We start from the raw sequence: 23,776 nt of genomic DNA on the forward strand, positions 1-23,776 counted from the left end.
TTCCCGCTGTATTTATTCTTCCGTTTGTACGCCAAGCCACCCTTCCCGTCCGGGAAACGGCGCGCGATCAATCCGTCCGACGGGCAGCGTAGCCGGATCGTCAGGCAGTAATGAGGAAAGTGGACAAAATTCGATGTGCTGCTGACGGGCGCGAAGCAGTAGCTGACGAAACAGCGCCAATTTCGCGCCACCTTCAACCTCTGCATGAATGGTATACACCGGCACGCCACGATCCTGCTCGATTGCATCGAGAATAAAGTCGTTAAATTCGCCGTCACTCACACGCTCACCAATAACCTCATCGTAGGTCGGCAGCGTGACAGGGATCTGCGTCGTGCCGAGTTCACCATTCTTCAGGCGAGGCCGAAAAGGCCGGGTGCCGCGACAGTCGCTGTTATAGTCCAGATTCCAGCGCTGCTTCATCTCAACGACGCGCGGATCGGCTCGCCAGCCCGCCACCGCAGAGCAGCGCACCGGCGACGGTAGGACCCGCATTAACGCATCCATACCGTCCCGGAACTGTTCTGCCAGTTTCGCATCCGACCAACGGGCAACATTCGCCTGCCAGCCGTGGTGATCCCAGGCATGTAACCCCACTTCATGCCCCTCGTCGTACGTCCGGCGGATTAACGCGCCAAACCGTGCGCCGATATGACGTCCCGGCCACGCCGTGCCAGCCAGCAAGATATCCCAGCCGTAGAGCGAAGCCGCATTGGAGCGCAGCATCTTCCATAAAAAACGGGGACGCAGCAGACGCCACAGGTGTCGCCCCATGTTGTCCGGCCCGACGCTAAAAAAGAAACTCGCCCGAATATCAAACTCAGCCAGCACCTTCAGTAACGCGGGAACGCCGTCCCGCGTACCGCGCCAGGTATCGACATCAATTCGCAGGCCAACGCGCGTCATCCCTGCGCATCCGTGGCGTCAGCGCTGTGCGGGACATCAACGGTACGCAGAAAATAGTCCAGCGTTTCCGCAACGGTTTGCTCCATTTTCACCGTTGGTTCCCATTCCAGCAGGTGTTTGGCGTTGCGAATGCTCGGCGTGCGGTGTGCCACATCCTGATAGCCTTTACCGTAATAACTGCTGCTTTCTACGTCAATAAACCCGGCAAACGGTGGGAAGCGGTCACGTAGCGGGTGAGCATTAAAGCTGGTGAGCAGCATGTCGCCCAGTTCGCGGATACTGGCTTCATTGTGCGGATTGCCGATGTTGATAATCCGCCCGTCACACTGACCGTTGCGGTTTTCAATAATACGGAACAGCGCTTCAATGCCGTCGTGAATATCAGTAAAGCAGCGCTTCTGTTCCCCACCGTCTACCAGCTTGATCGGCGATCCTTCCACCAGATTGAGGATCAGTTGCGTAATGGCGCGAGAGCTGCCGATCCGTGCGGCGTCCAGCGTGTCCAGACGCGGCCCCATCCAGTTAAACGGACGGAACAGCGTGAAGCGCAGGTTGTTTTTCGCACCGTAGGCCCAAATAACCCGATCCAGCAGTTGCTTGGATACCGAGTAGATCCAGCGCTGCTTATTGATCGGCCCGACAATCAAGCGTGAGGTGTCTTCATCAAACTCTTTGTCATCACACATGCCGTACACTTCTGAGGTGGACGGGAAAACGATACGTTTGTTATAACGCACGCAGTCGCGCACAATTTTCAGGTTCTCTTCAAAATCCAGCTCAAACACACGCAGCGGGTTACGGGTGTATTCGATGGGCGTGGCAATCGCCACCAGCGGCAGAATGACATCGCATTTCTTGATGTGGTATTCGATCCATTCGTTATGGATGCTGATATCGCCTTCCACAAAATGGAAACGCGGATCGTCAAGGAAACGCGCGATAGCATCGGAACTGATATCCAACCCGTAGATCTCATAGCGATCGTCACGCAACAGGCGTTCGGTCAGATGGTTACCGATAAAACCGTTTACGCCGAGGATCAGCACACGCGTGCGGCGTCGTTGCACACGGCTGGCGAGGTTACCCAGCCGCGTCTGTGGCACCATGCCCATTTCCGCAGCCAGTCGGCTGCCCGACATATACAGTCCGGCTTCACTCTGTCCGCTGACGATCTCAAGCGCGTCTTCACCACAGGACACGACCAGCGGAGAGGTCGAAATAATCGAGCCAACATCATCGCTATGTGGATGATTAACGTTCACATGGTTGTTTTTAACCACACGGGCGCGCCAGATAATCACCTTGCGCTCGCCGAGAAACGTAAACGCCCCCGGATAGGGTTCCGTCACCGCGCGAATCAGATTGTTAATCTCACTGGCGCTTTTTTGCCAATCGATCAGGCCATCTGCCGCCGTGCGACGACCAAAATAGCTGGCCTGACTGTCATCCTGTGGCGTCAGTGCAATCTCACGCGAGCGAATCAGCGGTAACTGCTGCGCCAGCAAAGCGGCGGCGGCGGTTCGGCATTTTCCATGCAGCGTCAGCGCGGTATCTTCATCGTCAATCGCCACCACGGACTGCGCGACGATATCACCGGCATCCGCACGGGAAACCATCTTGTGCAGCGTCACCCCCGTCTGCGTTTCTCCGTTCACCAGCACCCAGTTAACCGGTGCTCGCCCACGGTAGCGCGGCAACAGTGAACCGTGCAGATTGAATGCGCCAACCAACGGGATCTGAAGAATGTCATCGCTTAATAGTGTGCGGTAATAGAAGGAAAAAATAACATCCGGTGCCAGCTCTCGAATACGATTCACCCAGAGCGGATGGTTCACATCTTCCGGTGCAAACACGGGCACATCCATCCCAGCAGCCGTTTTCGCCACCGACGCATAGAAGTGATTTTCTCCCGGTGCATCGCTGTGTGTGAAGACCGCCTGAATCTCATAGCCCGCTAATACCAACGCTTCAAGACCCACGCAGCCGATATCATGGTAGGCAAATACGATCGCTTTCATTCTTCTTCATCCCGTAAACTGGTGGTTAGTGGCGTTGCCGCACTCACTGTCTTTTGTACAAAATAGCGTGGCCGGGCACGCACATCGGTATAGATACGACCAATGTATTCGCCCAATAGCCCCATCCCGATGAACTGCGCACCGATAAACATGAACAGCACGGCAAACAGCGTGAACACACCCTCTGCTGCCCACTCCGCCCCTAAGAACAGACGTAGGCCGATCAACAGCAGTGCCAGCAGGAAGCCCGACAGCGCGACGACGCTACCAATCAGGCTGAGTATGCGTAGCGGCGTCGTTGTCAGGCAGGTCAGCAGGTCGTACATCAGGTTAATCAACTTCAGAAAGCTGTATTTGGACGTGCCAAACTCCCGCTCGGCGTGCAACACGTCGATCTCAATGGTTTTTCGTGCGAACGTGTTGGCAAGGATAGGAATAAAGGTGCTGCGCTCGTGACAGCGCAGCATCGCGCTGACAATGTGGCGACGGTAGGCGCGCAACATGCAGCCGTAATCCGCCATCGATTTCCCGGTCGAGCGGCGGATCATCATATTGATGGTTTTCGAGGCCAGTTTGCGAAACAGCGAATCCTGTCGATTGGCCCGCACGGTGCCGACCACGTCATACCCTTGCGATGCGTATTCAACCAGCCGTGGGATTTCCTCCGGCGGGTTCTGCAAATCTGCATCCAGCGTAATCACTACGTCGCCCACCGCCTGCTGAAACCCCGCCATGATGGCTGAGTGTTGACCATAGTTGCGGTTCAGCAGCACGGCAATGATGTGGCTATCCGGGTCGCTCGCCGCCTCGGTCAACAGTTCCGCAGAGCGATCGCTGCTGCCGTCATCCACCAGAATAATTTCCCAGGGTTTACCGATCTTCCGACAAGCTGCCAACGTGCGTTCAATCAGCACTGGCAGACTCTCTTCTTCGTTATAAACGGGAATCACAACAGAAACATTTTTGATGTCATCAATCACGAACAGACTCCAGAATCGAGGTTAACGCCGCGATGACGCGATCGACATCGCTGTCTTGCATATCGGGGAACAGCGGTAGCGTCATCAGAGACGCCGAATTCCACTCCGTTTCCGGCAAGTGCAAATGGGGGTAGCGCTCACGGTAATATTTCTGCGTATGCACCGCTCTGAAATGCAGTCCGGTGCCAATACCGTGCGTTTGCAGAGCCGCCATCAGATCATCGCGTGAAATACCGCACTGCGTTTCGTCCACGCGCACCATAAACAGGTGCCAGGCGTGCAGATGGGGATAATCAGGAACCGCCAGCGGCTGGAGCGGCAGCGAGTGCAACTGCGTGAAATAACGCGCGGCAAGCTGCTGACGGCGGGCGTTGATCGCCGGGAGTTTATCCAGTTGAACCAGCGCAATAGCGGCATTGATATCCGCCAGATTGTATTTAAACCCCGGCGTCACCACTTCGGCCTGCGGCTTACGCCCCTGTAACTGCCTGTCGAACGCATCCACGCCCAACCCGTGAAATTTCAGACTGCGTATACGCTCGGCAAGTGCTGCGTCATCCGTCACCACCATGCCGCCTTCCGCACAGGTGATATTTTTAATCGCGTGAAACGAGAAAATGGCCGTTCCGCGTGCACCGATCCACTCACCACGGTATTGCGTACCGACGGCATGCGCCGCATCTTCAATCAGCGGAATACCATAGCGCTCACTGAGCGCACGAAGCGCATCCAGATCGGCAGGTGCACCGGCGTAATGCACAGGAATAATCGCTTTGGTCTTCGGCGTAATGGCGGCTTCAATATCCTGCGGCCGCACCATCAACGTATGCCGATCCACATCCACCATCACCGGTTCCGCACCCAATAGCGTGATGATATTGACGGTTGAAACCCAGGTCTGGGACGGCGTAATCACCTCATCGCCGGGGCCAATGCCGAGCGACATCAGCGTAACGTGCATTCCCCCCGTCGCAGAACTGACTGCAATTGCTTGTCGGCAGCCAAACTGTTGGCAAAAAACCTGTTCTAACTGCTGACATTTCGGCCCCGTGGTTATCCAGCCGGAACGTAATACTTCCGCCACGGCCGCAATTTCTTCGTCGCCTATAGTCGGGCGGGAAAAAGGCAAAAAATCCGTCATAACGTATTCCCAAAATAAATAATGGCGACAAATCATCATTCAGCAGTCTAAATAATGAAGCCTTAAGCCAACCTTAATTTATTACAATAGTCATAAATCATAGATAAACGACACCACATGGCATAGCGTAAAAAAGCCATGCTCAAAGAGATATAATTGATTACAATGTATAAATAATATTTTCGCTAATGGCCGAATAACAAAATATCGCTCCATTGATTTACGACAAAAATTCAATCTTCGCCAAATAAATCTCGCGTATAGACTTTCCCCATCACTTCTTTTAATTCATCGACATAACGATTGGTAATAATAATGTCACACTGTTGTTTGAAACTGTCGAATTGATGAATGATAGGAAAATCCAGAAAATCGTCATCATCAATGCCCGGTTCATAAATCACAACATTGATTCCTTTCGCTTTTATCCTTTTCATAATGCCCTGAATGGAGGAAAAGCGAAAATTGTCCGACCCCGCTTTCATGATAAGGCGATAGACGCCAACGGTTTTAGGGTGGCGACGGATAATTGTGTCGGCAATGAAGTCTTTCCGCGTATGGTTAGCCTCTACGATAGCCTTGATCAGATTATTCGGTACGGTACGATAGTTAGCCAGAAGCTGCCGGGTATCTTTCGGTAAACAGTAACCGCCGTAGCCAAAAGAAGGGTTGTTGTAGTAATCGCCGATGCGAGGATCGAGACACACGCCTTCGATAATCTGCCGGGTATTCAACCCTAGCGACTCGGCATAACTGTCCAATTCATTAAAGTAGGCCACCCGCATTGCCAGAAAGGTATTCGCAAATAACTTTATCGCTTCGGCCTCTGTCGGATCGGTAAATAGTACACGAACATCTTTCTTTAATGCGCATTCCATCAATAGGTTAGCGAAGAACCTTGCCCTTTCCGAGCGTTCACCCACCACAATTCGTGACGGATAAAGATTGTCATGCAGCGCCTTTCCTTCGCGTAAAAACTCGGGCGAAAAAATGATGTGATCCGTATCCAACTGTTGGCTGATTTTCTCCGTAAAGCCAACAGGCACCGTCGATTTAATCACCATAATGGCCTGTGGGTTAATCGCCAACACATCGCGAATGACCGCCTCTACCGACGAGGTATTGAAATAGTTGGTTTGCGGATCGTAATCCGTCGGCGTAGCGATAATCACGAACTGCGCATCGATATACGCCTCATGCTTATCCAGCGTAGCCGAGAAATCCAGCGTTTCATGTTGTAAAAAACGCTCAATTTCTGCGTCATTAATCGGCGATTTTCGTTGATTTAACAGCGCCACTTTTTCAGCCACAATATCCAACGCCACAACCTGATGCCGTTGTGCTAATAATAATCCATTCGATAAACCCACATATCCCGTTCCGCTAATGGCTATTTTCATGCAAAGCTCTTCATCTCAGTATTCGCTAAAAAACCATACGTTACCGCAGTATCTTTGCTATTTTTCCATCTGAGTAGCCGTGTTGGTTTTCAATTTATTTCCGGTTAGACCCACACAATTAACAGCCACATCACTTAAGAGAAAATCGCCCTCACACGTCAAAAATCAGGAACGCAATATCATTTATCATTAACAATTTCAGTTAAACGACAATTAAACATAGTGCATTTAATGATAAATAAAAAAATCCCTTACACCTTCTGACATTTTTAAATCATTAGAATAAAAATAAATTTTCATGAGACGGTGTAACACAACGTAATTTATCTTGAAAGGCTCTCTAATCGTGATAGACGGATGATACTCAGCAAAAGACATAAGCTAATTTCATCAATTCCAACGCAGGCGGCAGAAGCGTCTACACTTATTACCAGTCATCTCTCTGGCTAAGGATGGGAAGGACAATGAGGGTCAGCACGCACAACAAAAACAATTACTATCACATGCCACTCCAAAGATTGATGCTTATCTTTATACTATTCATCATCACAACCGTAGTGGCACTGAACGGGTGGACGGTATTCAACTCTCACCAACAGCTTATCGATTCCACAGAGCGAAACGCCAAAAATCTGTCGTTGTCCTTGGCACGCCATGCCGAAGATACCTTTCTACAAGTCGATATCTTGTTACAGGATTTGCAAGAACGCATCGATAAAGATGGTTTATCACCAACGCAAATAATCAGGCTCGGCGATATTTTAAAAAACAGGAAAACCACGCTGCCACAACTGCACGGAATCCTTATCTACGATGAGAGGGGTGAATGGCTGGTAAGCTCGGCGGGAACTAAACCCACCAATGCGAATAACGCTGACAGAGAATATTTTAGATATCACCAAAACAACGTCAACAAAGACATGTACATCGGCAGCGTAATTACTAGTCGCTCTACCGGCGATCTGATCATTCCGGTTTCTATGCGTATCAGTAAACCAGACGGCAGCTTTAACGGCGTGCTGCTCGCCACCCTCTCGCTGAACTATTTCAAACAGTATTATGGCTACTACTCCATGGGGAATATGGACGTACTCGCCATTCTACTTTCCGATGGCCGAATTCTGTACGGCCGCCCTTACGACGATTCGTATATCAATCGAAATGTGTCAAGTGGCCCACTCTTTTCAGAATATCTGCGACAGTCCGAAAGCGGGACCGCGACGTTTGTCTCGACGCTCGACCATATCGAACGTATTTATGGCTACACAAAATTAAAGCGTTACCCCATCGTCATTGCCGCAGGTTTCGATCTTGAATTGGTTCTCAGTAAATGGCGAACGGACAGTTTGGTCTACGCTGCCATTACGCTCATTTTGCTGCTCACGATGACCCTGCTCGGCCTGATCGTACTGCGGCAAATCCGTATGAATTTAAAAAATCAGATCGATTTAACCATCGTGCGTGATGAGCTCACATCGGTTAACCATACCCTGCAAACGCTGGCGCTGTTTGATGGCCTGACAGGCTTGGCTAACCGCCGCCAGTTTGATATTTTCCTGCAGCAAACCCTCTCGCGAGTTGCCGGTACGCAGCAGCGCATGGCGTTGATCATGATCGACATTGACGCCTTCAAGAAATATAACGACCATTATGGGCATGTGGCTGGCGATGAGTGTCTGCGCAAGATTGGCCACGTCCTGAGCAACATGCCGAAGCGTAAAGAAGATTTAGTCGCCCGTTATGGCGGCGAGGAATTCGCTATCATCATCACCGATACCGATAAGCAAGGTGTCATCACGCTCGCTCAGCGCGTACTGGATGCAGTGCGGGAGGAAAAGATCCCCCATGAAATGACTTTGTTTCCGGAAAAAATCGTCACCATTAGCGCCGGAGCCTACGTGTTCCGCGTCGATAACCCACTGCCAGCGGCAACATCTATTATCGATATTGCCGATGCCGCATTGTATCGCGCCAAAAATGGCGGCAAAAATCGGTTCGAAGTCAGTGAATAGCGATATCAATTGGAATTAATGTTGACGCAATGCCTGACAGCACGCGCAGGTTCTGACAAAATAGCGGCCATCTCCCCCTATTTCAAATTGATGGGTCTCATCTCAGATGGCAGCAAAGATTATTGATGGTAAAACGATTGCGCAGCAGGTCAAAGACGAAGTTGCCGCACGAGTCACGCAGCGTTTAACTGAAGGAAAACGCGCGCCGGGTCTGGCTGTTGTACTGGTCGGCGAGAATCCAGCGTCACAGATCTATGTCGCCAGCAAACGCAAGGTGTGTGAAGAAGTTGGCTTTATCTCCCGCTCTTATGATTTACCCATCACCACTACAGAATCAGAGCTGCTAGCGCTTATCGATCAGCTCAACGCAGACCAAGCGATCGACGGTATTCTGGTTCAGCTTCCGTTACCGGAAGGCATTGACAACACCAAGGTCATTGAACGTATCGCCCCAGATAAAGATGTTGATGGCTTCCATCCTTACAACGTGGGTCGACTGTGCCAACGAGCACCACTGCTGCGAGCCTGTACGCCACGCGGCATCATCACGCTGTTGGAACGCTATAATATCGACACCTTCGGGCTAAATGCCGTTGTAGTTGGCGCATCCAATATTGTTGGCCGTCCGATGAGCCTGGAACTGTTGCTGGCTGGCTGCACCACTACCGTTACGCACCGTTTTACTAAAAATCTGCGCCACCATGTTGAAAACGCCGACCTCTTGGTTGTGGCAGTGGGCAAGCCGGGCTTCATCCCTGGCGAATGGATTAAACCGGGCGCAATCGTGCTGGATGTAGGGATCAACCGTCTGGAAAGCGGCAAAGTGGTCGGCGATGTAGAATTTGAAACGGCACAGGAAAGAGCGTCTTACATCAGCCCCGTACCGGGCGGCGTCGGCCCAATGACCGTTGCCACACTGATTCAAAACACGCTACAGGCGTGCGAAGAGTATCATGACCACGCCAAATAATTGGCGATACACATCATACTTCAAGTTGCTTGTGGGTTGACTGCCCTTAAATACTCGGCCCGTCGTGGGCCTCGCCCTAAAGGGCCGCTGCTAGCAGCGTTCAAATCCGCTCCGGCAGATTTGTCCCCCCCAGTCGCTTACTTATGCAAGCTTCTGGGGACTCGTGCGGTTGTCGCCTTCACGCAACTCGAATTATTTAGGATATATTAGGTCAAACACCGATAAGCAGGAATTTATGGCAACCTTTAATCTTGAAAAACATCCGCACGTTGAATTGTGCGACCTCTTGAAATTGTTGGGCTGGAGTGAAAGCGGCGCGACGGCCAAACTGGCTATCGCCGCAGGCGACGTGACCGTCGACGGCCAGACGGAAACGCGCAAGCGCTGCAAAATCATCGCCGGGCAAACCGTTCAATTCAATGGCGAGACGGTAACCATCGCCGAATAACTTTTGCGACACTGATGATGCCGAAAAAAAGCCCGCGATTTATATTTTGCGGGCTTTTTGTTAGCTGAAAGCATGTTTACTGAGATAAAGAGTTACTTACGACGCCAGATCGTTCCCTGCGGGCCGTCTTCCAGCACAATTCCCATTTCATTTAACCGATCGCGTGCCTGATCGGCCAGCGCCCAGTCTTTCGCCGCGCGTGCATCTTTACGCTGTTGGATTAACGCTTCGATTTCTTTTACTTCGTCGTTATCCACCTGCGCGCCGTTTTGCAGGAACTGTTCAGGATCTTGCTCCAGCAGGCCAAGTACGCCAGACAGTTTACGCAGTGCCGATGCCAGTTGATTCGCCGCCTGCACATCTTCCGCTTTCAGGCGGTTGACTTCTCGTGCCATATCAAACAGCACAGAGTAGGCTTCCGGCGTGTTGAAATCGTCATCCATCGCTTCGCGGAAACGTGCTTCAAACTCGTCACCGCCGTGCGCCGCAACACTGAGATCCGTTCCGCGTAGTGCGATATACAGGCGTTCTAACGCCGCACGTGCCTGTTTCAGGTTATCTTCGCTGTAGTTCAACTGGCTACGATAGTGGCCTGACATCAAGAAGTAGCGCACGGTTTCCGGGTCGTAATACGCCAATACGTCGCGCACTGTGAAGAAATTGTTGAGCGATTTTGACATCTTTTCGCGGTCAACCATCACCATACCGGAGTGCATCCAGTAATTCACATACGGGCCATCGTGCGCACAACGGGATTGCGCAATCTCATTTTCGTGGTGCGGGAACATCAAATCTGAGCCGCCGCCGTGAATATCAAAGTGCTCGCCAAGCTGTTTGCAGTTCATGGCAGAACATTCGATGTGCCAGCCAGGACGCCCTTCCCCCCACGGAGAAGACCAGTGAGGTTCACCCGGTTTGGACATTTTCCACAGCACGAAGTCCATCGGGTTACGCTTCACCGCTGTAATTTCAACGCGCGCGCCAGCCTGTAACTGATCCAGATCCTGACGAGACAGCGCACCATAGCCCGGCGCGGTATCAACGGAGAACATCACATCGCCATTGCTCGCCACATAGGCGTGGCGACGGGCAATCAGCGTTTCTACCATTTCGATAATATCGGCAATATGGTGCGTCGCCCGCGGCTCGGCATCCGGGTGTACAATATTCAAGGCATCAAAATCTGCATGCATTTCTGCGATCATGCGGGTCGTCAGTTGGTCGCTGGTTTCGCCATTTTCGATCGCACGTTTAATAATCTTGTCGTCAATATCGGTGACATTACGCACATATTTCAGTGAATATCCCAGATACCGCAAATAGCGCGCCACCACATCAAACGCCACGAAAGTACGCCCGTGACCGATATGACACAGGTCATAAACGGTGATGCCACACACATACATTCCCACCTGCCCGGCGTGGATAGGTTTAAATTCCTCTTTTTGGCGACTCAGCGTATTAAAAATCTTTAGCATCAGGACGTTCCAGTGTTTTTATAAAAAAATGGTTTTCACAAAAAATGGTCTTCACAAGAAAAATAGTGTTCACACGGCAGGTCAATTACCGTCGCGGTTAGCGTCAGTAACATCAATACATTCAGGGTTTACCCCCTAACAGCGTATTGAAACCTGAACCCTACTGTATTGCAAGGTTAAGAAGCGGGAATAAGCGAGAAAGGATAAAAATGAAATGGCCCGGAAAATCCGGGCCATTTCACACAATCAGCGTTGTTGACGAAAAAACGATCAGCGCCAGCGTGGATTCGACATCACTGAGTATTTTCCGCTACCGAGCAAGGCAATAGCGATACCCGCAAAGAAGAAGACTGCTGTGCCTTCAACACCCCAGGCACCGGTTTTTGCCAGCGTGAAGAAACCATCTGGGTGAACCAGCAACGTCGCGACGAGCATGGTGAAAGAGAAAATCAGCGCGGAAGGACGTGTAAAAATACCTAAAATCATCAGGATCGGTATGATGACTTCGCCAGCATAGACACCGTAGCCAATGAAAGCAGGAAGCCCAGCATTGGTCAGCATACCTTCAATGGCACCAATCCCACCGTGCAGCTTGTGCCACCCGTGGAACAGCATCAAAACGCTGAAAGATACGCGCAGAAACAGCTTGCCAAAATCCGGTTTGTCTAATAAACGATTAACACCATCCAGAATACCCAGCATAGTTCACCTATCTCTTTAGAGTTATTTGGGAAAATAAGAGTTACTCTCAGATTAATCTGAGCCAGAAAAAAAGAATACATTGATTACGCAAAACATTGATCTGGGGCAACAAAAATATCATTCAAATAAATTAACCATAATATCATCACTTAATCAATTTATTTGCTTTTAAAAATCCATACTGCGTGATGAATGTATTAATCAATGCACACTTAACCACAGATCCCCCTTGCCAAGGATTACCTAAATAAGAGTAGTACACATTTTTATACGACTTTTCAATCACGCCAATCGCCAACCAACGCACAGCAAGAGCGAAATACTGACTCAATCGACCAGTTATGCTATAACAGCGCTCTTGTTGCTCACCGCCTTTTGTGGGCAGCACTCTTATCACTAAGGCTATCTAGGGTTCATTATTATGATTACGCTTCATACCAATCACGGCGATATCGTTATTAATACGTTTGCAGACAAAGCGCCAGTTACCGTAGAAAACTTTCTGAACTACTGCAGCAGTGGTTTTTATGACAACACGATTTTTCACCGTGTCATTAATGGTTTTATGATTCAGGGCGGTGGCTTTGCTCCCGGCATGGATCAAAAAGAAACCAACGCGACAATCAAAAATGAAGCCAACAATGGCCTGAAAAATACGCGTGGCACGTTGGCGATGGCTCGTACTAACGATCCGCACTCAGCAACAGCTCAGTTCTTTATCAACCTCGTTGATAACGATTTTCTGAACTTCCGTTCAGAACGTGCCGATGGTTGGGGCTACTGCGTTTTCGCTGAAGTGACCGACGGCATGGACGTTGTGGATAAAATCAAAGGCGTGGCAACTGGCCGCAGCGGTATGCACCAGGACGTACCAAAAGAAGACGTGGTGATTACCCACGTAACGGTCAGCGAATAATCCGACCTGCATGGCAACGCTGTTCATTGCCGATCTGCATTTAAGCGTTCATGAACCGGCGATTACCGCCGGTTTTCTGCGTTTTTTACGCCATGATGCGATTCATGCCGATGCGCTGTACATCCTTGGTGATCTGTTCGATGCCTGGATTGGTGACGACGATCCACAGCCGCTGCACGCGACCATCGCCGCTGAACTGTGTGCATTACATCAGCGTGGCATCCCCTGCTATTTCGTACACGGTAATCGTGATTTTCTGATCGGCAAGCGTTTCGCCAAACAGAGCGGAATGACGCTGCTGCCGACGGAAACGGTGCTCAATCTCTACGGCCAAAAGATTCTCATCCTGCATGGCGATACTCTGTGTACTGACGATTTGGCCTATCAAAAATTTCGCCGCCGCGTACACACCCCGTTTATTCAGTGGCTGTTCCTGCTATTACCTTTATCGCTGCGCCTGAAGATTGCCGCTAAGATGCGCGCCAGCAGCCAGCAGGCCAATAAGAAGAAATCGCAGCAGATTATGGATGTCAATCACGATGCTGTGCTTGGACGCTTACGACATCATCAGGTGACAACGATGATCCACGGCCACACCCACCGGCCATCCATCCATCAGGTTTCTCTCGGAGAATCTCATGGCCGTCGTGCCGTTCTCGGTGCCTGGCATGAAGAAGGGTCGATGATTAAGGTCACACCACAAAATATCGAACTGATTTCCTTCCCATTTTAATGCTTTTCCTGACATTGACTTAACGGTCTCTCGTCTTATTCCCCTAACATTTCCGCATACGCAACCGTTTTCCTCGCCATAATGGCGTGATATGCTCTACGCCCTCAACGCCAGACCCTCCCTGTCTGGCCGACGCAATATTGGTTACCCTAAATAATTCGAGTTGCAGGACAAAACGTTATCGTTTTGAACAACGCAAAGCGTTGGCCCGCTAGGGCGAGGTTCATTTATAGACCTCGTAACGCGGCAACCGCACGAGTTCCCAGGAGCTTACACTAATAAGTGACTGGGGTGACAAATCTGCCGGAGCGGATTTGAACGCTGCTAGCAGCGGCCCTTTAGGGCGAGGCCCACGACGGGCCGAGTATTTAAGGGAAGCCAACGCACATGCGGCTTGAAGTATGACGGGTATACCGCGTCACGAACACGTACAATTATAGGAGCGTTACAGGCATGTCATCCAACGTTGCCCCGGCTAAAATTGCCATCGTCATGGGTTCAAAGAGTGACTGGGCCACCATGCAGTTTGCTGCGGAAATCCTCACCACGCTGAACATTCCTTTTCATACCGAAGTCGTTTCCGCACACCGGACACCAGATAAGTTGTTCAGCTTCGCTGAGCAAGCGGCACAGAACGGTTTTGATGTGATTATCGCGGGCGCAGGCGGCGCAGCACACCTGCCGGGTATGCTGGCAGCGAAAACGCTGGTTCCCGTGCTCGGCGTGCCGGTACAAAGCTCAACGCTGAGCGGTGTAGACAGTCTGTATTCCATCGTTCAAATGCCGCGCGGTATCCCGGTCGGCACATTGGCAATAGGCAAGGCGGGCGCAGCGAACGCCGCTCTGCTGGCCGCACAAATTCTCGCCCTGCATGATAAGGGCATCGCCACCCGACTGGCCGACTGGCGTCAAGCGCAAACTGATGATGTACTATCTCATCCTGATCCGCGGGAGGAGGCATGAAACCGGTCTGCGTATTAGGCAATGGTCAGTTAGGCAGAATGCTCCGTCAGGCTGGCGAACCGTTAGGTATTGCGGTTTACCCCGTAGGGCTGGATGCAGAACCAGAGTCGGTTCCGTTTCATAATAGTGTGATTACCGCCGAGATCGAACGCTGGCCAGAAACCGCCCTCACTCGCGAACTGGCTGAACACACAGCGTTTGCGAATCGCGACATTTTCCCGCGTCTGGCCGATCGCCTGACGCAAAAGCAGTTGCTGGACTCGCTGGGTCTGGCAACCGCGCCCTGGCAATTGCTGGCCAGCGTCAGTGAATGGCCACACATCTTCACCTCATTAGGTGAACTCGCGATCGTTAAACGTCGCGTCGGCGGTTACGACGGTCGTGGGCAATGGCGCCTGCGTGACGGAGAACAGCAGACGCTGCCCGCAGATTGCTACGGCGAGTGCATCGTTGAGCAAGGGATTAATTTTTCTGGCGAAGTCTCGCTAGTTGGCGCCCGCAATACGCACGGCAAATGCGTGTTCTACCCGTTAACCCATAACCTGCATCAGGATGGCATTCTGCGTACCAGCGTGGCTTTCCCTCAACCTGATCCGCAATTGCAACAGCAGGCTGAGCAGATGCTGTCCACGATTATGAATGCGCTAGGCTATGTGGGCGTGATGGCGATGGAGTGTTTTATTGTCGGCAATCGCTTACTCATTAACGAACTGGCTCCACGCGTACACAATAGCGGACACTGGACACAAAATGGCGCATCGATCAGCCAGTTTGAACTCCACCTGCGCGCCATTCTGGATCTGCCGCTGCCGGTTCCGGCCGTCGAAACACCGTCGGTGATGGTCAATTTGATTGGAACCGATGTGAATATCGACTGGCTGGCGCTACCGCTGGTGCATCTGCACTGGTATGAAAAAGAGGTTCGTCCTGGCCGTAAAGTCGGACATCTCAATCTACCGTCGTCGGATATCGTACAGTTGCGACACACGCTGCAATCGCTGGTACCGCTATTACCAGAGGAATACCACAGTGGCCTGGCGTGGGCAGAAGAAAAACTCACTGCCTGACGATCGGCGGCAGTTATCCGGCAGGTTGCGATCTGCCGGATAACGCTCATTAGATCACAACGCATCTGAGCACAACGCGATTAGAGGCAACAACAGGCGCCACACCACCAATTCGTCCCCGAAAAGAGAAAACCATCGTTACACGTGAAATCAGAAACATTGCGTTTATTATTTAATCTGCTTTTTATTTTATTTATTGTTCGTTTTTTATCACCTCGCCTTTAAATAAAGCATCAATAATGAGCTATTGGAAATATTTGAATTAAAGTATCAATATTGATATTTTAATTTTGGAGAAAATTTATTAAAATAACCCTCATCATTCCATTTCTGTGATCGCTTCAATATTATTCGCTGACCACCACGATATAGAATGCCGCCGCAAAACAGTATTGATCTGTTGACATAATTAGCACTATGTCTTGTTCTTTTTTTAACTTTGTAACGGCAAGTTGCCGGGACTGTAATTTTTATACCTGAATATACCCAAAATAATTCGAGTTGCAGGACAAAACGTTAGCGTTTTGAACAACGCAAAGCGTTGGCCCGCAGGGCGAGGCCCACGACGGGCCGAGTATTTAAAGGCAGCCAACGCACAAGCAGCTTGAAGTATGACGGGTATAAATAGGTATTCATGTGTTCACCGAGGAGAAACCACTAAATGAGCACAATTCAAGATAGCAGCCACGTGTTAGAACAGGCTTCAGGGTGGCGTAAAAGCGACACCGTCTGGATGCTAGGTCTTTATGGCACGGCCATCGGCGCTGGCGTGTTATTCTTACCCATCAATGCTGGCATTGGTGGTTTAATTCCTTTAATTATCATGGCACTGATTGCCTTCCCGATGACGTATTATTCTCACCGTGCATTATGCCGTTTTGTATTATCCGGCAAGAAAGGTGGCGAAGATATTACCGAAGTCGTTGAAGAACATTTCGGCGTTGGTGCTGGTAAATTAATCACTTTGCTTTATTTTTTCGCTATTTATCCGATCTTATTAGTTTATAGCGTTGCCATCACCAATACGGTAGATAGCTTTATTACTCACCAATTGCACTTACCTTCTCCACCGCGTGCCGTGCTGTCATTAATATTGATCCTTGGGTTGATGTTTATTGTCCGTTTCGGTGAAGCGATGATCGTTAAAGCAATGAGTATTCTGGTTTATCCTTTTGTTGCCGTGCTGATGTTACTGGCGCTTTATTTAATTCCTAACTGGAATACCTCTGTTTTTGAAAACATTTCTTTGAGTTCCAGCGTAACGGGCAACGGTCTGTTAGCAACATTATGGCTGGCTATTCCGGTGATGGTTTTCTCCTTCAACCACTCGCCAATCATCTCCTCATTCGCCGTTGCCAAACGCAAAGAATATGGCGATGACGCAGAAAAAAAATGCTCACGTATTCTGTCTTATAGCCACATCATGATGGTATTGACTGTGATGTTCTTCGTTTTCAGTTGCGTACTGAGCCTTTCTCCGACGGAACTGATGGAAGCGAAAACACAGAATATTTCCATTCTGTCCTATCTGGCGAACCACTTTAACAATCCAGTCATCGGTTATCTGGCTCCGGTTATTGCCACCATCGCGATATCTAAATCCTTCCTGGGTCACTACCTGGGCGCTGGCGAAGGTTTTAACGGCATGATCGTGAAAACCCTACGTAGCAGAGGCAAAACCATTTCCCATACCAAACTGAACCGCATCACGGCGCTGTTCATGCTGATCACCACCTGGATTGTCGCGACCAAGAACCCAAGCATTTTGGGTATGATCGAAACATTGGGTGGTCCGATTATCGCCTGCTTGCTGTTCCTGATGCCGATGTACGCCATCCAGAAAGTTCCAGCGATGAAGAAGTACAGCGGCCACATCAGTAACGTCTTTGTTACTCTGATGGGACTGATCGCGATTTCTGCCATTGTTTACAGCCTGCGCGATCTGCTGTAGTCCCCCACGCTAATTTAACGCCAGAACGTTGTTCAACTCGCGCACGTTTTGCCACGCAACTCGAATTATTTAGGGGATCAATAGCGAGCATAAATTGTCCTTGTCGCGTTAAATGTCTGGCAGATTAACGCGACAATCGGGGGTTAATGCGAATGATTTGGCATTAACCCTTTATTTTTTATCACTTTCAGGAAGCGACCAGACAATATTGTTTTCAGCCGCCGCAATGTACCAATCCACAGTGCTGTTAGCCGATTTCTTGATTTCTTCATGTTTGGTGAGTGCGTTGCCAGGAAAGGTCGCGGCTTTCTTTCTGATACGCAAGGGGATCTGTTTTTTCTCACCGCTGATCTGTGCATGGAAGGATTCAACTTCCGCATCGAAGAGCACGCCTTCAATCTGATGCAGACGGTTCAACCCACGCAGAATAGACAACAGGCTAATGAGCGTAATGGATTCCCCCATTTCAGCACGCTTGATCGTCGCAATGCCCAGCCCCGCCCGTTCGGCAAGATCGACCTGCGATAAACGCTGCTGGATTCTGCAATCTTTTATTCTCCGGCACAGTTCGGTAATAATTTCGCCTTCATTCATGGTGCTGAATTTCATCTTACCTGCCGCTTACCAGAGTCATAAAATTGCGCGCATTTTATCATCAATTTTTCAAATGGCACGGACAATTGATGACCGGTAGTCATAATTTTTTATGGTTTGATGAAACCATGAACATCCCATCAGGCGGGTTATATTGATGAAAACCGTCAAACAATCTAATAATTAAAACCATAAAAAACAGCCAAGGACGGTGTAATTAAAAACCAAATAAAAACAATAAATTAAAAGTAAAATCATTGATTAACAAAATAAAAGAGACGACAAACATCTTAACTAAGATAAACTTTGTTCTATATTCATACGATTGTACAGCATAACAACTCTCTATTATTGAATCTCACCCTCGCAGGAAAGGAATCTCCATAATGAGCATCACGAACCTTAATGGTATCACTAACTACTCAGTCCCCTCTGTAAACCGTAAAGAACCTGCGGAAAACGCATTTTCACTTGCTGGTAATACGTCTAAGTCCCCCCATTCCGTTTCTGCTAATCCTCCCTCAACGATTCAGTCAAGCAAACGCTATGACTTTTCCAATATGACACCACAAGAAGCGCTTGACGCGACAAAAGAACTTACGGCCTCCGGCGATATGTCATTTGAAGAAAGCCTGGAAATCGGTATGGCGGCACTGCTCATTTTGCATCCTCCGCTTGACGATGTCGCTCCCGCCGATCCCAACCAGAAAATCAATTTTATCCAAATGCTCAAAAACGGAATGAATGGCTCGTTGTCACGCGGCGAACACCTACATGCAGAACAACAAAGAGCAGTATTGGATAAGTTAATGCAGCTTGGTTCAACACCAATTAGCATAAAAATCTAACCAAATCGCCCAGTAATGTAATCTTCCGTGCGGCGCTGTATCGGAGAGGTAAACAGATCGTCCGTGCGGTTGTACTCAATTAACTTACCCTGATTGATAAACGCGGTGTAATCCGACACACGGGCCGCCTGCTGCATATTGTGCGTCACCAACACCAGCGTAAAGTGCTGCTTTAGCGTTCCCATCAGTTCCTCAACAATCAGCGTCGAAATCGGATCAAGCGCAGAGGTCGGTTCATCCAACAGCAGCACTTCTGGTTCAATGGCGATAGCACGGGCGATCACCAAACGCTGCTGCTGTCCACTGGATAGCGTGAGCGCGTTGTCGCTTAGCCGATCCTTTACCTCATGCCATAGTGCCGCTGCACGCAGCGCACGCTCAACGGCATCATCCAGTAAGCGACGATCGCGCAGCCCCTGCAATCTCAGGCCATAAATCACATTTTCATAAATCGACTTGGGAAACGGATTCGGACGCTGAAAAACCATACCGATGCGGCGACGTAACACGGCAACATCCAACTGCGGATCGTTAATGGGCATACCGTTCAGCCTGATATCACCTTCGGTACGGCAATCATCCACCAGATCGTTCATGCGATTAAAGCAGCGTAACAGAGTGGATTTGCCACAGCCAGACGGTCCAATCAGCGCCGTGACCTGGTTCTTCGGAATGCGAATCGAAATATCGTTCAATGCCTGTTTATTACCATAGTACAGATTCAGATGTTCCACGGTTAACGTCGTCTGCTCATCACTCAGTTGATGAACATCAGGCAGCGGTGCCATCTCCTTTTGTGTCATAAATCCCATAACTTCATCCTACTTTCAGAGTGATAACGACCGGTATTTCTCACGCAAAACATGACGGATCCCAATTGCAGCAAGGTTCAACCCGACCACAATCAATACCAGCAGCAGCGCGGTGATGTACACCAGCGGCCTTGCTGCTTCCACATCCGGGCTTTGAAACGCCAGATCGTAGATTTGGAACCCCAGATGCATAAATTTTCGCTCAAGATGCAGATAAGGGAAAATGTCATCAACCGGTAAAACTGGCACCGACTTCACCACGCCGACTAACATCAGCGGCGCTGTTTCCCCCGCGGCACGCGCTACGGCAAGGATCAACCCCGTCATCATCGCAGGAACGGCCATCGGCAAAACGACGTGCCACAGCGTTTCGGCTTTGGTCGCCCCCAGAGCCAGCGAACCGTGGCGCACAGACATCGGAATTCGCGACAACCCTTCCTCTGTCGCCACAATCACCACTGGCAGCGTTAGCAATGCCAGCGTCAGCGACGCCCACAGCAGCCCCGGCGTACCAAATGTCGGGTTCGGCAGCGCTTCAGAATAGAACAGTTGATCCAACGTGCCGCCGATGAGATAAACAAAAAAACCTAATCCGAATACACCGTAAACAATCGATGGCACACCAGCCAGGTTAACCACCGCAATCCGCACCCAGCGCGTTAAACTATTCTTTCCTGCATATTCATGTAGGTAAACCGCAGCGATCACCCCCAGCGGCATCACGACAATGGACATCAGCACCACCATCAGCACGGTGCCAAAAATGGCAGGGAAAAGTTGGCCTGTGCTGTTGCTGTCCGGCGAGTAGTGCGCCAGCATGTATTTCGCCTGCTGACCCCAATGACCGGCTTTTTCCCACAGACTCATTGCATTAGGATACCAGGCCTGCTCAATGTCTCTGAGTGGGATAAGATGGACGCTGCCGTTCGCATCCCGTAACTGCACGGTATCGCGATTAATATCCAGATTGAGTGCGGTTAGCTGGCGCGATAGTTCATCAAAGCGGCGTTGCAGTTCAATACGTTCTGCCTGAAGACGGGCCCGCGCCTGATTATCCAGCGTCTTTGCCTGCTGTCGCTTTTTCTCTTCCAGCCGTAGCGCCTCAAACTGCTGGTTGATCTTTGCCATCTCACCCATGCGAATTGCCTGCGTCTTCGCGAGCAATCCCTGCACCTGCTCGACGCGATGCTGTAGGGTTGCGGGGAGATCCGTCGCCACCAGCGATTGCTCTCCCTCCTGCATTCCTGCCAGATAACCGTAGGCGGTGCCATTATTGGTTCGCTTTAACACCAGAATGTCGGCAGGTTTATCAAATTTGATAATGTCGCGGGACAGCAGCGCGCGAAAGCTCTGCCCATAAATTTCACGCTGGCCAATTTTGATCAAATAACGGGTTTCTTCCTTCCCAGACGAAGACGCTAAATCAGCCTGTTGCAACTGCTGAGGCGAAAGCGTCTGCTCAGCATAAATTTCCCCTATCAGCGCGCGTTGAACACCCTGTTCAGGCTGTAATGTCAGTAGCCAGACGGGCTGCGGCCACAGATAACGCATTCCCTGCCCTGCCAGTAGCACAATAATAGCCAACATCGCCAACAGGCTGATTGAAATTGACGATGCGGTCAGCCACACCCAGGGCCTTCCCGAACGGAACCAGCGCTTCACATGTTTTCTCCTTCATCACGGTAGCGTTGGCGCAAGCGCTGCCGGATAGTTTCAGCCAGCGTATTCACGATGAACGTGAAAATAAACAGCGTTAATGCGGTTAAAAACAGCACCCGATAGTGACCGCTGTTCGTTACGGCTTCCGGCATTTCGATGGCAATATTCGCCGCCAGCGAGCGCAAGCCCTGAAGCAAACCTTCATCCATAATCGGCGTATTGCCCGTCGCCATGAGTACAATCATGGTTTCCCCCACGGCGCGGCCAAAACTCAGCATCAGCGCGGCAAAAATTCCGGCGCTGGCAGACGGCAGTACAACGCGCCACAAGGTTTGCCACGCTGTTGCACCCAGCGCCAACGACCCCTGACTTAAGCGCGCCGGCACGCTGAAGAGGGCATCTTCCGCCAGCGAAAAAATCAACGGGATCAGAGCGAAACCAAGGGCAACCCCCGCCACCAGCGTATTACGTTGGGCAAAATCGTCGCCCAACCATTGGTATAGTGGCTGCCCCAGTACCGCTATTTCGATATGTGGCGCAGCCCAACAGCCCACCACGAATGTCAGCAAAATGGCGGGGATGAGAAATAGTGCGTCCCAACCCATAGGGAAACGACTGCGCCAGCGCGTCGGCAGGCACTCAACCAACCAACCACAGCCAAGCACCGCCAGCATCCATAATATCGGCATGACCAGAATGGCGGACAAATACGTCGCAAAATGTGGCGCTAACCAGATGGCCGCAATCAGGCCGATGACAACAGTCGGCAGCGCGCCCATGATCTCCAGTGTGGGTTTAATCCAGCGTCGCAGCGTCGGCGACATAAAGCAGGCAGTGTAAATCGCGGCAGATAGCGCCAGCGGTGTAGCAAACAACATGGCATAAATCGCCGCTTTCATGGTGCCCAGCATCAGCGGCATCATGCTAAATTTGGCCTGATAGCTGTCATCCGCAGACGTGGATTGCCAGATATAAGCCGGTTCCGGGTAGTTCTCATACCACAGTTTTTGCCACAGCCCGCGCCAGCCAATATCAGGATATGGATTATCAACCTGATAGCGATGCCAACCCTGTGCCGTTTCAATCAGCATGGCAGAACCACGCGACGAAAATGCCATCCCCTGCGCCTGTGCTGGTAACATCTGCGTCAGCAACGCATGTGATTGTTTACTGGCAAACAGTGACAGCTCACCCTGTGTATTTAATGTGGCAAATACGCGTCGCTGCGCCTCTGTTGCCAGCAACACCGATTCCCCAGTAACGTGCGGAAACTGACGCGTTTCCGTCAGTCTGACGCCCTTTTCACTCGGGACTTCAAACCACTGGCTAATTCGCCCATCAACAGCCTGCACCAGCAACGAACGTCCACCGGACAACAGCGCCAGATGCAGGGGTTCCGCCAGTTGCAATTGCCGTTCTTCACGCAGCGTCAGCGTATTTTCGCCCACTTGCCACAACGTTAAGGTATTTCCGCGGAGCAAATATACTTGCTGTCCGTCTGGCGTCAGCAATAGTTGGTTAACCGTACCGGAGGGAAGCGGAATAGGTGCCCGCTGCCGTACACCGTTATCATCAATATCGGCAATAATCAGTGCATTTTCCTGCCCAATCGCCGCGACAACAACCCGTTTTTCGCCCACAGCCGCTATCGCCAGATGACGCAGCGGTTGCGCGGGTAGCCCAAGTGAATACGCCTGCTCACCCAACGGATACACCCAGACAGGAGAACGGTTTTCCGTCCGTGATAATGCAGGCTGAACAAAAAGCAGACGGCCATCGGGTTGGCTCAAGGCATAAATCTGTCGCTCGCCCTGACTTTGCGCCAGCAGAGTCAGCGCAGGAACCAGTTGAATACGCGACATAGGCTGATTTTCCGCAAACGGAATAAATTCACCATAGCCCTGAGCATCGATACGAAAACCGATTTGCCCATTGTCGCTGAGTCCCAATGCCAGCGACGGTTCGACAGTGTGGCGTTGAACCGTTTTTTTCCCGTTGGCCGAAGGAGAAAGGAACAGTGGCGTCACCACATACAGTAGATAGAAGAAGATTAACAACAGCATAGCCAGCACCAGCAGCCCGCTGCCCGCCACAATGCGGTGAACCAAACGATCAACCCACGCTCGTCGACGATCCCGATACTGTAATGTGTTGCCGGTTTTTACCATTATTCTCGCC

21 protein-coding genes are annotated in these 23,776 nt (G+C 50.6%); 9 read left to right on the forward strand and 12 right to left on the reverse strand.

Features of this window, described 5'->3' with window-relative positions:
- Positions 1-12: 12 nt before the first annotated feature.
- The 5 genes from arnD to A8F97_RS12140 all read right to left on the reverse strand — a co-directional run bounded on the left by arnD (position 13) and on the right by A8F97_RS12140 (position 6,445).
- On the reverse strand, positions 13-906 hold the full coding sequence (gene arnD, locus A8F97_RS12120) for a 4-deoxy-4-formamido-L-arabinose-phosphoundecaprenol deformylase (RefSeq protein WP_033071062.1): 894 nt from the start codon (positions 904-906) through the stop codon (positions 13-15).
- Positions 903-2,924 carry a bifunctional UDP-4-amino-4-deoxy-L-arabinose formyltransferase/UDP-glucuronic acid oxidase ArnA gene (gene arnA / locus A8F97_RS12125; protein WP_033071061.1) on the reverse strand — a complete coding sequence of 674 codons (2,022 nt, stop codon included), beginning with the start codon at positions 2,922-2,924 and terminating at the stop codon, positions 903-905. Before arnA ends, arnD begins: the two co-directional genes overlap by 4 nt.
- A complete protein-coding gene (gene arnC / locus A8F97_RS12130) occupies positions 2,921-3,904 on the reverse strand; it encodes an undecaprenyl-phosphate 4-deoxy-4-formamido-L-arabinose transferase (protein WP_015729905.1) in 984 nt (327 codons plus the stop codon). Before arnC ends, arnA begins: the two co-directional genes overlap by 4 nt.
- The gene (arnB, locus tag A8F97_RS12135) at positions 3,897-5,045 is read right to left on the reverse strand and encodes a UDP-4-amino-4-deoxy-L-arabinose aminotransferase (RefSeq protein ID WP_033071060.1); all 1,149 of its coding nucleotides are present in this window, start codon (positions 5,043-5,045) and stop codon (positions 3,897-3,899) included. Before arnB ends, arnC begins: the two co-directional genes overlap by 8 nt.
- Positions 5,046-5,278: 233 nt before the next feature.
- On the reverse strand, positions 5,279-6,445 hold the full coding sequence (locus tag A8F97_RS12140) for a nucleotide sugar dehydrogenase (protein ID WP_033071059.1): 1,167 nt from the start codon (positions 6,443-6,445) through the stop codon (positions 5,279-5,281).
- Positions 6,446-6,966: 521 nt separating this feature from the next.
- Between A8F97_RS12140 and A8F97_RS12145 the strand changes: the two genes are divergently transcribed.
- The 3 genes from A8F97_RS12145 to ybcJ all read left to right on the forward strand — a co-directional run bounded on the left by A8F97_RS12145 (position 6,967) and on the right by ybcJ (position 9,875).
- Positions 6,967-8,457, forward strand: coding sequence for a sensor domain-containing diguanylate cyclase (locus A8F97_RS12145; protein ID WP_227001550.1), 1,491 nt, complete (start codon positions 6,967-6,969; stop codon positions 8,455-8,457).
- Positions 8,458-8,563: 106 nt separating this feature from the next.
- Positions 8,564-9,427 carry a bifunctional methylenetetrahydrofolate dehydrogenase/methenyltetrahydrofolate cyclohydrolase FolD gene (folD, locus tag A8F97_RS12150; protein WP_014699039.1) on the forward strand — a complete coding sequence of 288 codons (864 nt, stop codon included), beginning with the start codon at positions 8,564-8,566 and terminating at the stop codon, positions 9,425-9,427.
- A gap of 235 nt (positions 9,428-9,662) precedes the next feature.
- On the forward strand, positions 9,663-9,875 hold the full coding sequence (gene ybcJ / locus A8F97_RS12155) for a ribosome-associated protein YbcJ (protein WP_014699038.1): 213 nt from the start codon (positions 9,663-9,665) through the stop codon (positions 9,873-9,875).
- 92 nt (positions 9,876-9,967) lie between these two features.
- Here ybcJ and cysS read toward each other — a convergent pair whose 3' ends face one another.
- The 3 genes from cysS to A8F97_RS24120 all read right to left on the reverse strand — a co-directional run bounded on the left by cysS (position 9,968) and on the right by A8F97_RS24120 (position 12,452).
- Complete coding sequence (gene cysS, locus A8F97_RS12160) at positions 9,968-11,353, reverse strand: cysteine--tRNA ligase (RefSeq protein WP_014699037.1); 1,386 nt, start codon at positions 11,351-11,353, stop codon at positions 9,968-9,970.
- Positions 11,354-11,623: 270 nt separating this feature from the next.
- The gene (locus A8F97_RS12165) at positions 11,624-12,055 is read right to left on the reverse strand and encodes a DoxX family protein (RefSeq protein ID WP_005970046.1); all 432 of its coding nucleotides are present in this window, start codon (positions 12,053-12,055) and stop codon (positions 11,624-11,626) included.
- A 145-nt stretch (positions 12,056-12,200) separates the two neighbouring features.
- On the reverse strand, positions 12,201-12,452 hold the full coding sequence (locus tag A8F97_RS24120) for a hypothetical protein (RefSeq protein ID WP_141650732.1): 252 nt from the start codon (positions 12,450-12,452) through the stop codon (positions 12,201-12,203).
- 24 nt (positions 12,453-12,476) lie between these two features.
- Between A8F97_RS24120 and ppiB the strand changes: the two genes are divergently transcribed.
- The 5 genes from ppiB (at position 12,477) to A8F97_RS12190 (ending at position 17,685) form a co-directional block, all read left to right on the forward strand.
- Complete coding sequence (gene ppiB / locus A8F97_RS12170; protein ID WP_014699036.1) at positions 12,477-12,971, forward strand: peptidylprolyl isomerase B; 495 nt, start codon at positions 12,477-12,479, stop codon at positions 12,969-12,971.
- A gap of 10 nt (positions 12,972-12,981) precedes the next feature.
- Positions 12,982-13,704 (forward strand): UDP-2,3-diacylglucosamine diphosphatase, encoded by a 723-nt coding sequence (locus tag A8F97_RS12175; RefSeq protein ID WP_014699035.1) that lies wholly within the window; start codon positions 12,982-12,984, stop codon positions 13,702-13,704.
- 453 nt (positions 13,705-14,157) lie between these two features.
- A complete protein-coding gene (purE, locus tag A8F97_RS12180) occupies positions 14,158-14,667 on the forward strand; it encodes a 5-(carboxyamino)imidazole ribonucleotide mutase (protein WP_014699034.1) in 510 nt (169 codons plus the stop codon).
- Positions 14,664-15,734, forward strand: a complete 1,071-nt coding sequence (gene purK, locus A8F97_RS12185) for a 5-(carboxyamino)imidazole ribonucleotide synthase (protein WP_014699033.1) — start codon at positions 14,664-14,666, stop codon at positions 15,732-15,734. Before purE ends, purK begins: the two co-directional genes overlap by 4 nt.
- Positions 15,735-16,395: 661 nt before the next feature.
- Complete coding sequence (locus A8F97_RS12190) at positions 16,396-17,685, forward strand: HAAAP family serine/threonine permease (RefSeq protein ID WP_025919171.1); 1,290 nt, start codon at positions 16,396-16,398, stop codon at positions 17,683-17,685.
- A 171-nt stretch (positions 17,686-17,856) separates the two neighbouring features.
- Here A8F97_RS12190 and A8F97_RS12195 read toward each other — a convergent pair whose 3' ends face one another.
- Positions 17,857-18,294: a helix-turn-helix domain-containing protein gene (locus tag A8F97_RS12195; protein ID WP_014699031.1), complete on the reverse strand. Its 438-nt coding sequence runs from the start codon at positions 18,292-18,294 to the stop codon at positions 17,857-17,859.
- A 371-nt stretch (positions 18,295-18,665) separates the two neighbouring features.
- Between A8F97_RS12195 and A8F97_RS12200 the strand changes: the two genes are divergently transcribed.
- A complete protein-coding gene (locus tag A8F97_RS12200) occupies positions 18,666-19,127 on the forward strand; it encodes a hypothetical protein (protein ID WP_014699030.1) in 462 nt (153 codons plus the stop codon).
- Here A8F97_RS12200 and pstB read toward each other — a convergent pair.
- From pstB to A8F97_RS12215, 3 genes are read right to left on the reverse strand one after another with little or no spacing between them, the layout of a single operon-like run.
- The gene (pstB, locus tag A8F97_RS12205) at positions 19,124-19,939 is read right to left on the reverse strand and encodes a phosphate ABC transporter ATP-binding protein PstB (protein ID WP_014699029.1); all 816 of its coding nucleotides are present in this window, start codon (positions 19,937-19,939) and stop codon (positions 19,124-19,126) included. The genes A8F97_RS12200 and pstB overlap by 4 nt on opposite strands.
- A 15-nt stretch (positions 19,940-19,954) precedes the next feature.
- On the reverse strand, positions 19,955-21,601 hold the full coding sequence (gene pstA, locus A8F97_RS12210) for a phosphate ABC transporter permease PstA (protein ID WP_014699028.1): 1,647 nt from the start codon (positions 21,599-21,601) through the stop codon (positions 19,955-19,957).
- Positions 21,598-23,766, reverse strand: a complete 2,169-nt coding sequence (locus A8F97_RS12215; protein ID WP_033071057.1) for an ABC transporter permease subunit — start codon at positions 23,764-23,766, stop codon at positions 21,598-21,600. Before A8F97_RS12215 ends, pstA begins: the two co-directional genes overlap by 4 nt.
- Positions 23,767-23,776 lie beyond the last annotated feature (10 nt).

Source organism: Pectobacterium parmentieri (genome assembly GCF_001742145.1).
GTDB lineage: Bacteria > Pseudomonadota > Gammaproteobacteria > Enterobacterales > Enterobacteriaceae > Pectobacterium > Pectobacterium parmentieri.

Excerpts from the sequence above, each read along its gene's own strand:
- purE (WP_014699034.1), top strand. The coding sequence starts at position 14,158 with ATGTCATCCAACGTTGCCCCGGCTAAAATTGCCATCGTCATGGGTTCA.
- ybcJ (WP_014699038.1), top strand. The coding sequence starts at position 9,663 with ATGGCAACCTTTAATCTTGAAAAACATCCGCACGTTGAATTGTGCGAC.
- A8F97_RS12195 (WP_014699031.1), bottom strand. The coding sequence starts at position 18,294 with ATGAAATTCAGCACCATGAATGAAGGCGAAATTATTACCGAACTGTGC.
- folD (WP_014699039.1), top strand. The coding sequence starts at position 8,564 with ATGGCAGCAAAGATTATTGATGGTAAAACGATTGCGCAGCAGGTCAAA.
- A8F97_RS12175 (WP_014699035.1), top strand. The coding sequence starts at position 12,982 with ATGGCAACGCTGTTCATTGCCGATCTGCATTTAAGCGTTCATGAACCG.
- A8F97_RS12165 (WP_005970046.1), bottom strand. The coding sequence starts at position 12,055 with ATGCTGGGTATTCTGGATGGTGTTAATCGTTTATTAGACAAACCGGAT.
- A8F97_RS12190 (WP_025919171.1), top strand. The coding sequence starts at position 16,396 with ATGAGCACAATTCAAGATAGCAGCCACGTGTTAGAACAGGCTTCAGGG.
- ppiB (WP_014699036.1), top strand. The coding sequence starts at position 12,477 with ATGATTACGCTTCATACCAATCACGGCGATATCGTTATTAATACGTTT.
- A8F97_RS12145 (WP_227001550.1), top strand. The coding sequence starts at position 6,967 with ATGCTTATCTTTATACTATTCATCATCACAACCGTAGTGGCACTGAAC.
- A8F97_RS12215 (WP_033071057.1), bottom strand. The coding sequence starts at position 23,766 with ATGGTAAAAACCGGCAACACATTACAGTATCGGGATCGTCGACGAGCG.
- arnB (WP_033071060.1), bottom strand. The coding sequence starts at position 5,045 with ATGACGGATTTTTTGCCTTTTTCCCGCCCGACTATAGGCGACGAAGAA.
- purK (WP_014699033.1), top strand. The coding sequence starts at position 14,664 with ATGAAACCGGTCTGCGTATTAGGCAATGGTCAGTTAGGCAGAATGCTC.
- pstB (WP_014699029.1), bottom strand. The coding sequence starts at position 19,939 with ATGGGATTTATGACACAAAAGGAGATGGCACCGCTGCCTGATGTTCAT.
- arnD (WP_033071062.1), bottom strand. The coding sequence starts at position 906 with ATGACGCGCGTTGGCCTGCGAATTGATGTCGATACCTGGCGCGGTACG.
- A8F97_RS12140 (WP_033071059.1), bottom strand. The coding sequence starts at position 6,445 with ATGAAAATAGCCATTAGCGGAACGGGATATGTGGGTTTATCGAATGGA.
- cysS (WP_014699037.1), bottom strand. The coding sequence starts at position 11,353 with ATGCTAAAGATTTTTAATACGCTGAGTCGCCAAAAAGAGGAATTTAAA.
- arnA (WP_033071061.1), bottom strand. The coding sequence starts at position 2,924 with ATGAAAGCGATCGTATTTGCCTACCATGATATCGGCTGCGTGGGTCTT.
- A8F97_RS12200 (WP_014699030.1), top strand. The coding sequence starts at position 18,666 with ATGAGCATCACGAACCTTAATGGTATCACTAACTACTCAGTCCCCTCT.